General features: G+C 59.5%; 8 protein-coding genes and 1 other RNA gene. 2 read left to right on the top strand and 7 right to left on the bottom strand.

Features of this window, described 5'->3' with window-relative positions; all coding sequences use genetic code 11:
• Positions 1-114: 114 nt before the first annotated feature.
• Positions 115-858, top strand: coding sequence for an ABC transporter substrate-binding protein (locus AF70_RS01210; protein WP_028941147.1), 744 nt, complete (start codon positions 115-117; stop codon positions 856-858).
• A gap of 30 nt (positions 859-888) precedes the next feature.
• On the opposite strand, the gene AF70_RS01205 is transcribed toward AF70_RS01210, so the two are convergent.
• Positions 889-2,589, bottom strand: coding sequence for a bifunctional diguanylate cyclase/phosphodiesterase (locus AF70_RS01205; protein WP_019579889.1), 1,701 nt, complete (start codon positions 2,587-2,589; stop codon positions 889-891).
• Between the two features lie 408 nt (positions 2,590-2,997).
• Between AF70_RS01205 and AF70_RS01200 the strand changes: the two genes are divergently transcribed.
• Entirely contained in the window at positions 2,998-3,312 is a 315-nt protein-coding gene (locus AF70_RS01200; protein WP_007933342.1) for a helix-turn-helix domain-containing protein, read from the top strand.
• A 186-nt stretch (positions 3,313-3,498) separates the two neighbouring features.
• On the opposite strand, the gene ffs is transcribed toward AF70_RS01200, so the two are convergent.
• The 6 genes from ffs to AF70_RS01170 all read right to left on the bottom strand — a co-directional run bounded on the left by ffs (position 3,499) and on the right by AF70_RS01170 (position 12,792).
• Positions 3,499-3,595, bottom strand: an RNA gene (gene ffs, locus AF70_RS01195) — signal recognition particle sRNA small type.
• 155 nt (positions 3,596-3,750) lie between these two features.
• Entirely contained in the window at positions 3,751-4,914 is a 1,164-nt protein-coding gene (locus AF70_RS01190) for a putative zinc-binding metallopeptidase (RefSeq protein WP_028941146.1), read from the bottom strand.
• Positions 4,915-5,068: 154 nt separating this feature from the next.
• On the bottom strand, positions 5,069-7,426 hold the full coding sequence (gene ligA, locus AF70_RS01185) for an NAD-dependent DNA ligase LigA (protein WP_028941145.1): 2,358 nt from the start codon (positions 7,424-7,426) through the stop codon (positions 5,069-5,071).
• A 105-nt stretch (positions 7,427-7,531) separates the two neighbouring features.
• Positions 7,532-8,383, bottom strand: coding sequence for a cell division protein ZipA (gene zipA / locus AF70_RS01180; protein WP_019579886.1), 852 nt, complete (start codon positions 8,381-8,383; stop codon positions 7,532-7,534).
• Positions 8,384-8,641: 258 nt separating this feature from the next.
• Complete coding sequence (smc, locus tag AF70_RS01175; protein WP_028941144.1) at positions 8,642-12,130, bottom strand: chromosome segregation protein SMC; 3,489 nt, start codon at positions 12,128-12,130, stop codon at positions 8,642-8,644.
• A 2-nt stretch (positions 12,131-12,132) separates the two neighbouring features.
• A complete protein-coding gene (locus AF70_RS01170; protein ID WP_018925281.1) occupies positions 12,133-12,792 on the bottom strand; it encodes a GntR family transcriptional regulator in 660 nt (219 codons plus the stop codon).
• Positions 12,793-12,899 lie beyond the last annotated feature (107 nt).

The raw sequence follows: 12,899 nt of genomic DNA, 5'->3' as shown, positions 1-12,899 counted from the left end.
GGCTAATGCTAGCGGAGCAAGGCCAAAATTGCATCCGGTGCGCTCGTCTATTCTGGCTAAGCTGCACTTTGAGGAGCTTTTATCAGCTCAGGCTTGAGCCGTACCGGAGCATTTATGCACTTTGCCTTGGGGGCACTGCTATTAGTCAGCCTGAGCGTCGCGGCCGCCGAAGTGCCGTTGCGCTTTGTCGTGCCGGACAGCTGGGCCATGCCCTTGGTGCAAATCGAGCGCGACCGGCCGACCCAGGGCATTCTGCACGACATCATGCTTAGCCTGGCGACTCAGGTCGGCGCGCCGGCGCAATTTCACGTGTTGCCTCGGCCGCGAGTACAGAACGCCATGGAACACGGCGAAGCCGATGTGCGCTGTTTCGTCTCACAAGACTGGTTGCCGACCCCGTCCGGCGACTATATCTGGAGCGTTCCGCTGCTGGTTCAGCGCGACATGCTGATTGGCCGGCAAGGCCCACCCGACTCTGTCAATCCAGCGGACCTGCCGCAACAGTCGATCGGCACCGTGCTCGGCTATAGCTACCCGACCCTGCAACCGCTGTTCGACGCCAACCGGCTGCACCGCGAGGACGCACGCAATCAGGAACAGGTGCTGGAAAAGCTGCTGGCTGGACGCTATCGCTACGCGGTGAGTAACCAATGGACCCTGGACTGGTTCAACCAGCGCCTGCTGCCCGAGCAGCAACTGAAAAGCGTAGCGCTGGTGCAGGAACAGCCTATCAGTTGTTACGTGCGCAACGACCCCAAAGTGCCAGTACAACGCATTTTGCGTACGTTGCAGCAAATGAAAACGTCGGGGGAGATCAATGACATCATCCGGCTCTATACCGGTAACCCGACCCCGTAGCAGCTGCCGAAGGCTGCTATATAGAGCGAGTCAGGCTATTTGATCGAGTGCCTGCCATTGCGACGGGGCGACAAACCCCGCCACCCAGGCCGGCACCTCGGAGGGCGGCATCGGACGGGCGATGAAATAGCCTTGAGCGACTTCGCACCCCAGCCGCAACAACAACTCACCGTGCTCAAGGCTTTCCAGCCCCTCGGCAATCACCTGCCGACCGAATGCGCGGGCCAGGCCAATCACCGCCGTGGTCAGGGCCAGGTCATCCCGGTCATTCAGAATGTCACGCACAAATGACTTGTCGATCTTGATAGTCTGGGTGCGTAAACGCTTGAGATAACTCAGGGACGAATAACCGGTGCCGAAATCACCCAGGGAAAACTGCACCCCCAACGCCTGACAGGCCTGCAAACAGGCGCTGACATGCTGGATATTCTCGATCGCCACCGACTCGACGATTTCCAGGTCAAGCATCCGCGGGGCAACCTGAGCATGCCGAGCGAGTACCTGTCTGAGCCGGTCAACGAAATCCGCGCGCTGAAAATGTCGCGCCGCGATGTTGATACTGATCGGCCAGCCCTGCCCCGCTTGCTGCCAGCGGTGCAACTGCGCCAGCACCTGGTCCATCACCCATTCGCCGATATCGATGATCAGGTCGGTATCCTCTACCAGCGGCAAAAACTCCCGGGGCGGCACCATGCCGTTTTGCGGGTGCTGCCAACGCAACAAGGCCTCGAAACCGACGACCTCGCCACGGCGCATGTTCACCTTGGGCTGAAAGTGCAGGCGAAATTCACCGGCGACCAGCGCCTGACGCACCCGCTCGACGGTCTGGTGCGTGGCCTTGACCTCTTGATCCCGGGACACATCGAACAGATGAAAGCGGTTTCGCCCGCGCTGCTTGGCCACATACATCGCCTGGTCGGCGTGGCGCAGCAGGGTTTCGGCATCTTCATTGTCATGGGGAAACAGGGTGACGCCGATACTGGCAAATACATTGATGTCCTTGCCGTGCAATGTGTAAGGCGCCGAGATCGCCCCCAGCACGCGACTCAACGCCGCGCGCAATTCCGGCAGATCACGCACGTAACGCAACACCAGCACGAACTCGTCACCGGCCAATCGCGCCACCACATCTTCGCCGCGCACAATGTCACGCAGACGCTTGGCCACTTCCACCAGCAGCATATCGCCACTGGCGTGACCGTAGCCGTCGTTGACCGCTTTGAACCCGTCGAGGTCAAGCATGCACACTGCCAGCGGAATGTTTTCCTGCCGGGAAAACTCCAGCGCCTGATCCAGCAAATCCGACAGGAACGCGCGATTGGGCAGCCCGGTCAGTACGTCATGCCCGACTCGCCATTGCAGGGATTGCAGCAATTGGCGTTTTTCGCTGATGTCGAAACGAATCGACAGGTATCGATCAACGAGCCCGGTGGTGTCGTCGAGCACCGGCACCATGGTGCTGTCGACCCAATACAACCTGCCATCCTTGGCGCGATTACAGATTTCGCCTTTCCAGATATTGCCCAGGGCAATGGTGCGCCACATGGCAGCGAAGAAATCGGCGGAATGCAGGCCGGAGTTCAGCAGGCGATGGTTTTGCCCCAGCAATTCCTCGCGGCTGTAGCCGGACACGACGCAGAATTGATCATTGACGTAAGTAATCCGGCCGTTCAGATCAGTCTCGGAAAAAATTGCGGCGGCATCCACGGCCCTGCGGTATTTCTCATCCATGAGTGAGGCTCACTGTCGCTAGCGGAGGTACCGCTCGACCAGTGCAGGATGCCCGGAAGAGATGTTTTGAGACGTACAGCGCAGAGACACGTTATCACTCCATGAACAGCATTTGATGGCCCCCGGACCGCCGAAGATCAACTAGTCTCGGGCAAGGTAGCAACACCGACTCTGGTAACATTTCGCGAGGGTTTCAGACCGCCAACGGCTTCTCTGCACACCCGGCAAGGGAAGACAATGCTGGCTGTTTCATATCGCCTAAACTTCAGACAGCAGATCACCAAAACCCCCTCCGAAGCGGCGATTCTACGAAATGCATCACATTTTGCAAAGCAAGGTGATGGATCATGCAGTTGCCTAATGCAAAAATCTATCGTTAAGTTCTTGATTCTAAATGGGAATTGAGCGATGCAAATTTCAAGTTTGGGTCCAGCCATCCGACGCTACCGCAAGGTCGCAGGGCTTACTCAGGCTGAACTCGGCGAAAAAACCGGTTTTGACCCCAAAACCATCAGCCGCTTCGAAACTGGCACCTATACCCCCAGCGTGGAAGCATTGTTCCTGCTTGCCGACGTGCTGGGTGTGAAGCTGAAAGCCTTTTTCGCAGATCTAGGCGACGAGGATGAACAGCGAGCGTACCTGTTCAGCGTCATACACAAAGCCACCCCGAAGGATCTGGGAAAGCTGATCGCAGCGGTTGACCAGGCCTTGTCCAAGCCTTGATGCTTACAATCAAAAAAAAGGAGGCCGACCTGTCGAATGCGACAGATCGGCCTCCTTTTTTATATCCCGTTGTTTCATTCGGAAACGACGAAAAGCCGCCCTGGATGAGCTCCATGGCAGGGAAAGCAAAACAGTATTTTTAGATAGAAAACACGAGAGAGGGTTCGTGTTGCGTTATGGAGGCAACCCCACCAGCCACACCCCGGCACACAATGTTCCCGCTGTGGCTGCTTCCTTCCGGATCTGACCAGGTTCACGGGTAATCGTTGCGGGGGGACCGATGGGGTCACCATAACAACGCTCACCTGACGGCGAGCCGCGCCATTGTACCTATCTGAGACGAAGTTACAACCGTTCGGGCAGATTAAAAAACATGAGCCGCTTCAAGGACATGCGCCGGCCTTCAAAAGATCGCGACCAGGCCGCGATCCTTTGATCCTATTGCACCAACACTTCATCTGCCCGGCCGCCCTCTTGCTGGATCACCAGGTGAATGAAGTGCAGCCTGGCGATCACCGCCGGCGGCAAGACGAACGGATAGAAATCCGGCTGCCCCATGCTGCGTGACAGCTCGTTGAGCATGCCGGCCAGTTCGATCCACGCATTGACGAACGACAGGAACGCCGGCCCGCCGGGGTGCTGTGGGTCGAACAGCGTGCTGGGCGGAAACGGCTGATAGTCGAACTCCATTTCCTGGGCACTCATGCCAAAACCCAGGGCGGTGTCTACCGCATCCATCATGTGCAGGTAGTGAGCCCAGGTTTCCGCCCAGTCTTCCCAAGGGTGCATGGTGGCGTAGGCGCTGACGTAATGTTGCTGCCAGTCGAGCGGCGCACCTTGTTGATAATGCTGTTCAAGAGCCTCAGCGTAGCTGGCACGCTCGTCGCCGAACAGGCCGCGGAACGGTTCCAGCCAGGCACTGTTGGCGATCAGCCGGTCCCAGTAGTAATGCCCTGTCTCGTGCCGAAAGTGACCGAGCAGCGTGCGATAGGGTTCGTGCATCTGCACGCGAACCTGCTCGCGGTGGGCGTCGTCGGCTTCTTTGACATCGAGGGTGATCAGGCCGTTGGCGTGCCCGGTGGTCGGCGGCTTGCCTTCGAGGTCGATACCGATGAAATCGAAGGCCAGACCAGCCCCTTCGTCCACCGTTTTGGGAATGACCTGCAAGCCCAGGCTGAGCAACTGCGCCACCAGGCGACGCTTGGCGGTTTCCACTTTGCGCCAGCGCTCGTGATTCTCGGAAATCGACAGGTCGGGGATGGTGCGATTCAGGCTACAGGCGATGCACAACCCATCGTGATGATTGGCCGGCAATAACCAGTTGCACGCAGCCGGGGAATCGAGATTGGCGCAACGGCGGAAAATACCGGCGTCAGGGTCGGCGTCGAGCAACCAGGTATCCGCTTGCGGGCCGGGTTGCAGCGATGACAAGCGACTTTGCTGCGGCTGATAGCCCAGCGCCGCCGAACAGGCCAGGCACTGGCTGTTGCGAAAGAACAGCGACTGCCCGCAGCGACAATGCCAGACCTTGCTGTTGCGCAAATGCTCACCCATGAAGGGCGCGGCGATGCGCGAGCTGAGCTGTTCGAAGAAGCGGTACATGGCGATCTCTCTTTGGGGACTGCCAAGACTAGATCATTGCTCAGACATGATCGTTCCCACGCTCTGCGTGGGAATGCCGCCCCGGACGCTCCGCGTCCGCTGTGACGCAGAGCGTCACGGGATGCGTTACCACGCAGAGCGTGGGAACGATCAGTTAAACCGAAATATTGTGCCTGCCAAGAAACTCGACAAACGCCTCCTCATCCAGCACCTTCAACCCCAGCTCATTAGCCTTGGCCAGCTTCGAACCTGCGCCCGGTCCGGCGACCACGCAATGGGTCTTGGCCGACACCGAACCGGCCACCTTGGCCCCGAGGCTTTCAAGTTTGTCCTTGGCAATGTCGCGACTCATCAGTTCCAGCGAACCGGTCAGCACCCAGGTCTGCCCAGCCAGCGGCAATCCTTCGACGACTTTTTTCTCGCTCTGCCAATGCATGCCGAAATCGCGCAGCTGCTTTTCAGCGGACTCGGCGAGCTGACGGTTTTCTGCGACCGCAAAAAACTCACGCACCGAGGTCGCCTGCTTCTCCGGCAACGCCTGGCGCATGTCCAGCCAGTCAGCATTCATCACCGCTTCAAGCGAGCCGAATTTGTCGGCAAGCTTCTGCGCCCCGCCCGGCCCGACCGAAGGAATGTTCAGCTTGTCGAGAAAACCGCCAAGCGTGGTGCTTGCAGCGAATTCAGCCCCCAACGCCCCCTGATCCTGAATCTGCAGGCCGTGCTTCAACAGATTGGCAATCACCTGCTGGTTATGCGCGTCTTCAAAGAAGCTGTGAATCTCGTGAGCCACTTCCAGCCCGACATCCGGCAGGTACGTGAGCACTTGCGGCAACGCCTGCTGAACCCGCTCCAGCGAGCCGAGAGACCGTGCAAGCACCTTGGCCGTCTCTTCGCCGACATCAGGGATACCCAAGGCATAGATGAACCGCGCCAGGCTCGGGCGCTTGCTGTCTTCGATGGCGCCGAGCAGGTTCTTGCTCGACAGCTCGGCAAAGCCTTCGAGGTCGACGATTTGTTCGAAGGTCAATGCGTACAAATCGGCTGGCGAATTCACCAGACCTTCGTCCACCAGTTGCTCGACACTCTTCTCGCCCAGCCCTTCGATGTCCATGGCGCGGCGTGAAACGAAGTGAATGATCGCCTGCTTGAGTTGCGCACCGCAGGCCAGACGGCCGACGCAGCGATACACCGCACCTTCGCTGACAGTCTCGCGACCCTTGCTGCGCTTGACCAGTTGCGTACGCTCGACATGCGAACCGCAGACCGGGCACTGCTCGGGAATCTGTACCGGTCGCGCATCCTCAGGACGACGCTCGATGACCACTTGCACCACTTGCGGAATAACGTCACCGGCGCGACGGATGATCACGGTGTCGCCGATCATCAACCCCAACCGCGCGACCTCATCCATGTTGTGCAACGTCGCATTGGCCACGGTAACGCCGGCGACCTTGACCGGTTTCAAGCGTGCTACCGGCGTCACGGCACCGGTGCGACCGACCTGAAACTCCACATCGAGCAACTCGGTGAGTTCTTCCATCGCCGGGAATTTATGCGCGATAGCCCAACGCGGTTCGCGAGCACGAAAACCCAACTCGCGCTGGGAGGCAATGCTGTTGACCTTGAACACCACGCCGTCGATTTCATAGGGCAGCGCATTGCGGCGTTCGCCGATGTCGCGGTAGTAATCCAGGCACTCATCGATGCCACGAGCCGATTTCAATTCATGACTGATCGGCATACCCCAGGCTTTGAGTTGCTGCAGATTGCCAATGTGCGTGTCGGCGATATCGGCGGAAACCTGGCCGATGCCGTAGCAGCAGAATTCCAGCGGTCGGTTGGCGGTGATCTTTGAATCCAGCTGCCGCAAGCTACCTGCCGCCGCGTTCCGCGGGTTGGCGAAGGTCTTGCCGCCGACTTCCAGTTGCGTGGCGTTGAGCCGCTCGAAACCGGCCTTGGACATGAACACTTCGCCGCGCACTTCCAGGGTCGCCGGCCAGCCGCTGCCGTGCAGCTTGAGCGGGATATTGCGCACGGTGCGCACGTTGACGCTGATGTCTTCGCCGGTGGTGCCATCGCCGCGAGTAGCGCCGCGCACCAGCATACCGTCCTGATACAGCAGACTGACCGCCAGGCCATCGAGTTTGGGTTCGCAGCTGTACTCCACCGCTGCGCCGCCACCGAACAGGTCGCCGACCGGCAAGTCCAGACCTTCCGTCACCCGGCGATCGAATTCGCGCATGTCGGTTTCTTCGAAGGCGTTGCCAAGGCTGAGCATCGGCACTTCATGACGCACCTGAGTGAACGCCGACAGCGCCGCACTGCCGACGCGCTGGGTCGGCGAGTCGCTGGTGATCAGTTCGGGATGGGCCGCTTCGAGCGCCTTGAGTTCATGGAACAAGCGATCGTATTCGGCGTCCGGAATGCTCGGCTCATCCAGCACATGGTAGCGATAGTTGTGCTGATCGAGCTCGGCGCGCAGCTCTAGAATGCGGGTTTCGGCGGCAGTCATGGGTGTTCTCTCATAAAGCAAAAGAGCAGCCGAGGCTGCTCAATCTGTTGATGCTGTACAAATCATTGCAGGAGCCAGCGGTACGGCAAACCTGGCTCCTACAGATCAACGCTTCTGGGTCAATGCGCGACGTTCGAATTCGACGATGCGCTGACGGTAGTGCTCAATCGTCTGGGCGGTCAGCACGCTGCGCTGGTCGTCCTTCAGTTCGCCGTTCAGCTCCTGGGACAGCTTGCGTGCCGCCGCCACCATCACGTCGAAGGCTTGCTTCGGATGACGCGGGCCTGGCAGGCCGAGGAAGAAGCTCACCGCCGGGGTGCTGAAGTGGTCGATATCATCCAGATCGAAAACGCCCGGTTTGACCGCGTTGGCCATCGAGAACAGCACTTCACCGTTACCGGCCATGCTTTCGTGGCGGTGGAAAATATCCATCTCGCCGAAACGCAGACCGCTTTCCAGAATGTTCTGCAACAGCGCCGGGCCCTTGAAGCCGGCCGGGTCGCGGCAGATCACACTGATCACCAGCACTTCTTCGGCTTGTGGCTGATCTTTTTCAGGTGAACTGGCGGACTTGCTGTCATCCGGGAAATCGTTGTCACGGCTGCTGAAGCTCGGGCCGCCGTCCAGGTCCAGGCTGAGGTTCATATCGCCTTGCGACGGCTCGCCATGGCCACGCTTGCCACGCTTGGAACCCGATTCGCGCGGTTCACGGGCAGGCATGCTCACCGACGGCAAGTCGTGCTCGTCCAGCTGCGGTTCTTTCTGGGTGTCCAGCACGCGAGGCGGGCCCAACAGCTCGGCGCTGGTGTCCTCGTCCGGCAGGTTGGACAGACTTCGGTCAAGACGGAATTTCAGTTTTCCCTTGCCGCCGCGCATGCGACGCCAGCCATCGAAAAGAATACCGGCAATGACAATAATGCCGATGACGATCAGCCACTCGCGCAGACCGATTTCCATGTAATCCCGTGCCTCTATAAAAAATGCTGAAAAATAAGGGGTTTACATTGTGTAAACCGCTTTAAAACGTGGCGCCAACTCTATGTTCTGACAGGCGTTTTGCCCACGTATACGAAAAATTGACATTAAACTAGCACGACCAAAGATAACTTTACACCGTCTGTCACATTGGCTGGCGCGAATATGTCGATTAGCCATCAAATCAAGGCAGGTAAAAAAGCCCTACAGCTCAAAATTACTTGCCCTACACCCAATGACTCAGGCGTCCACCATGGCCATCGCCTCCTCCACATCCACTGCCACCAGACGCGAGCAACCCGGTTCGTGCATCGTCACCCCCATCAATTGATCGGCCATTTCCATGGCGATCTTGTTGTGGGTGATATAGATGAACTGCACCGTCTGCGACATCTCTTTGACCAGCCGTGCGTAGCGTCCAACGTTAGCGTCATCCAATGGCGCGTCAACTTCATCGAGCATGCAGAACGGCGCCGGATTCAACTTGAAGATGGCAAATACCAGGGCCAATGCGGTCAGGGCTTTTTCGCCACCGGAGAGCAAATGGATGGTGCTGTTCTTCTTTCCTGGCGGCCGCGCCATGATCGTCACCCCTGTATCGAGTAGATCTTCGCCCGTCAGTTCCAAATAGGCGCTGCCTCCACCGAAAACTTTTGGGAAAAGGGCCTGTAAACCGCCATTGATCTGATCAAAGGTATCTTTGAAGCGGTTCCGGGTTTCCTTGTCGATCTTGCGAATCACGTTCTCGAGAGTGTCCAGTGCTTCCACCAGATCGTCGTTCTGAGCATCCAGATAACGTTTACGCTCGGATTGTTGCTGGTATTCGTCGATGGCCGCGAGGTTGATCGCGCCGAGGCGCTGAATCCGTGCGGCAATACGCTCGAGTTCTTCTTCGGCGTCTTTCTCGCTGGCCCCGGCCACCAGTGTGGCGAGCACGCCATTGAGGTCGTAGCCATCTTCGAGCAATTGATCCTGCAAGGTCTTGCGCCGCACCGTCAACGCTTGCCATTCCATGCGTTGCTGTTCGAGCTGGCTGCGAATCAACTGGGATTGCTGCTCGGCCTGAGTCCGACGCTTTTCCGCATCGCGCAGTTCACGGTCGGCGTCTTCCATGGCGATTTGCGCGGTCTTGAGCTCTTCGTCGACGGTCATGCGTTTGTCGAGCAACTCTTCGAGTTTCAGCCGCAGCTCTTCCAGAGGTGCCTCGCCCTCTTCCAGATTGAGGCTCAGCTGTTCGCGCTTCTCGGTCAGGCGCTCTGCCTGCATTTCCAGCCGCTCAAGAGCCTGACGGGTGGAGTCGTGTTGCGCCTTCAGGGACCCCAGGCGCACCGCCAATTGATGCGCATGGTCCTTGTGCTGCCGGGCTTCCTGGCGCACCCGGTCGAGGCGTTCGCGCAGGCTGTCGCGCTGGGCCAGCAGCAACTCGCGCTGCTCGGTATCCACCGCCATGCTGTCGAGGGCTTCCTGCAACTGCAGGCGCGCTTCGCCGATGTTTTCGTGTTCCAGGGCGCGCTGTTCGCTGAGCTCGGTGAGTTCTTCATCGAGACGGCTGCGGCGCAGGGTCAATTGTTCGACCTTGGCTTTACCGGCCGACAACTGGGCTTTCAATTCGCCCTGCTGACGCGCTTCGTCTTGCAGCAGACGGCGCAAGTGTTCGCGGCCGTTTTCCTGCTGACGCTGTTGCGCCCTTAGATTCTGAAGTTGGGTTTCCAAGGTTTCGACCGTGGCTTCGCGTTCTTCACGCTCCAGGCCCAGCCGCTGGATTTCCTGACCACGGGCGAGCACGCCACTTTCCGCTTCACTGGCCCGACGCACGCGTAAAAAGTGCCTGCCGACCCAGTAACCGTCGCGGCTGATCAGGCTTTGGCCGGCAGCCAATTGCCCGCGCAAGGCCAAGGCCTGTTCAAGACTGTCGACCGGCTTGACCTGCCCCAGCCATGGCGACAGATCGATCTGCGCCTCGACCTTGTCGAGCAAACTGCCGGGCATGCGCACGCCATCGCTGGCCGGGCTGAGCAGGCGCAAATCGCCTTGGGCAAACCCGGCCAGATCGAAATCACCGAAGTCATCCACCAATACCGCTTGCAGGTCGGCGCCGAGCACGGTTTCCACCGCCAGCTCCCAACCCGCTTCAACTTTCAGGCCTTCGGCCAAACGCGGACGATCCGCCAGATGCTGTTCGCGCAGCCATTCGGCGGTGCCGGTGCCCGGATCGAGCGCGGCTTGCTGCAAGGCTTCCAACGATGCCAACCGACCGTTGAGCCGCTGCAAATCACCTTGGGCTTGCTGCTGCGCCGACAGCGCTTGCTGCAACTCCTGACGCAGTTGCTCAAGACGTTCGACTTGCGCCTCTTCACTGGCCTGCAAGTCTTCCAGCGTCGCCTCGGACGCGGCCAACTGCTCGCTGAGTTCCATGATCGCCGCGTCTTCCGGGTCCGCCGAAAGCAGCGCGCGCTCTTCGGCCAGACGCTTTTGGCGATCGGCCAATCGCTCCATGCTGGTTTCCAGCTGCTGGATCCGCGACTGCTGAACTTCAGCCTGGCGACGGGGCTCGGCGGCGGTGAGGTTGAAGGTGTCCCACTGCTCCTGCCAGCCATGCATGGTGGTTTCGGATTCTTCCAGTGCGGCGGCGGCCTCTTCGGCGGCGGCGCTGGTAACTTCCTGCTCCGGCGTGAGCATGTCCAGCTCTTCGCCCAAGGTCAGTAGCAAAGTGCGGTCATGGCCCAAGTGCGATTCGGTTTCCAACCGCGCGCGCTCGGCTTCTTTCAGATCGTCCTGCAATTGACGCAAGCGCTGCTGGCCGTGCTGGATGCTCTGCTCGACCCGGGCGATGTCGCCGCCGACCGAATAGAAGCGCCCCTGCACCAGATTGAAGCGCTCGGACAGATCGTGATGCCCGTCACGCAGGCGTTCGATGGCCGCGTCGGCGTTGCGCTGCTCGGCCACCAGGGCTTCAAAGGTGATTTCCTGGGTGCCGATGATCGCTTCGCGCTGGCCGACCTGCTCGTTCAGCGCCTGCCAGCGCAAGGCAGACAGCTGGGCCTTGAGCTGACGCTCTTCGCCTTTGTATTCCTGATACTTCTTGGCGGCCTCGGCCTGGCGGTGCAAGCGTTCAAGCTGACGCTCGAGCTCTTCGCGCAGGTCGGTCAGGCGGGCCAGGTTTTCGTGGGTGCGGCGGATGCGGTTTTCGGTTTCGCGTCGACGCTCCTTGTACTTGGAGATGCCCGCCGCTTCTTCGATAAAGTTGCGCAGGTCTTCCGGCTTGGCTTCAATCAGCTTGGAGATCATCCCCTGCTCGATGATCGAATAGCTGCGCGGGCCGAGACCGGTGCCGAGGAAAATGTCAGTGATGTCACGACGACGGCATTTGGCGCCGTTGAGGAAATAACTGTTCTGGCTGTCGCGGGTCACTTTGCGGCGGATGGAAATTTCCGCGTAGGCGGCGTATTCGCCGATCAAGGTGCCATCGGAGTTATCGAACACCAGCTCGATGCTCGCCTGGCTCACCGGTTTACGGCTGGTGGAGCCGTTGAAGATGACGTCGGTCATCGACTCGCCGCGCAAGTTCTTGGCCGAGCTCTCGCCCATCACCCAACGCACGGCGTCGATGATGTTCGACTTGCCACAACCATTGGGCCCGACCACCGCCGCCATGTTACTGGGGAAGTTCACCGTGGTCGGGTCGACGAAGGATTTGAACCCCGCCAGTTTAATGCACTTGAGCCGCACGCTTAAGCGACCGTCAAGGCAGAAACCACCAGATCGCAACTGCGCTGGGCATACGCCGTCAGCACCACGCGGATCTGCGCAAAGTCACGGGCCAGCACGGCGGCCAGCAGGCGTTCGAACAGTTCAAGGAACTCGCTCATCGAGGCCTTGCGCTGCTCCAGGGCAAGGAAATACGCACGGCTCATGGCCGGCTGCAGATTCTCGACGGTTTCCTGCAGGTACGGGTTGTTGGCGAACGGATACGCGGCGCGCATCACGCTGAAGCTGTCGTCGACGAACGTGCGGATGTCCTGGCGTTCGTAGCTGTCGGTCAGGCGCTGCTGGATCTGCAGGAACGGCGCCATGTCGGCCTGGACTTGCCAGCCGCTAGCCACGGCGTTGCCGAGCAAGATGTACAACTCGCTCATCAGCGTGCACAGGCTCTGCACCTTGTGCGCCGTGAGTTCGGTCACATGGGCGCCACGTCGCGGCAAAATCGCGATCAGGTGGCGGCGCTCGAGAATCAGCAAGGCCTCACGGACTGAACCGCGGCTGACATTGAGCGCCAGCGTGACCTTCTGTTCCTGAATGCGCTCCCCCGGCTTCATTTCGCCGCGAATGATACGTTCGGCGAGGTGGTGAGCGATTTGCTCGGCGAGGCTGTCCGGCGCCTTGAACGTCATGGTTGTCCTTCAAACTCTTCGATCTGCACAAGCGGCGCAGTGTAGCGCAATTGATGGGTCATGGCGGAGTGCCCACCCAGCGGTTTTTGGCACGATTCAAGCAAAAA

The sequence above is a fragment of the Pseudomonas sp. KD5 genome, from assembly GCF_012932895.1.
Classification (GTDB): Bacteria; Pseudomonadota; Gammaproteobacteria; order Pseudomonadales; family Pseudomonadaceae; genus Aquipseudomonas.
Note: the sequence above shows the minus strand (reverse complement) of the source record. Positions and strands in the feature narration are given on the sequence as shown.

Excerpts from the sequence above, each read along its gene's own strand:
- AF70_RS01205 (WP_019579889.1), bottom strand. The coding sequence starts at position 2,589 with ATGGATGAGAAATACCGCAGGGCCGTGGATGCCGCCGCAATTTTTTCC.
- AF70_RS01170 (WP_018925281.1), bottom strand. The coding sequence starts at position 12,792 with ATGACGTTCAAGGCGCCGGACAGCCTCGCCGAGCAAATCGCTCACCAC.
- ligA (WP_028941145.1), bottom strand. The coding sequence starts at position 7,426 with ATGACTGCCGCCGAAACCCGCATTCTAGAGCTGCGCGCCGAGCTCGAT.
- AF70_RS01210 (WP_028941147.1), top strand. The coding sequence starts at position 115 with ATGCACTTTGCCTTGGGGGCACTGCTATTAGTCAGCCTGAGCGTCGCG.
- AF70_RS01200 (WP_007933342.1), top strand. The coding sequence starts at position 2,998 with ATGCAAATTTCAAGTTTGGGTCCAGCCATCCGACGCTACCGCAAGGTC.
- AF70_RS01190 (WP_028941146.1), bottom strand. The coding sequence starts at position 4,914 with ATGTACCGCTTCTTCGAACAGCTCAGCTCGCGCATCGCCGCGCCCTTC.
- zipA (WP_019579886.1), bottom strand. The coding sequence starts at position 8,383 with ATGGAAATCGGTCTGCGCGAGTGGCTGATCGTCATCGGCATTATTGTC.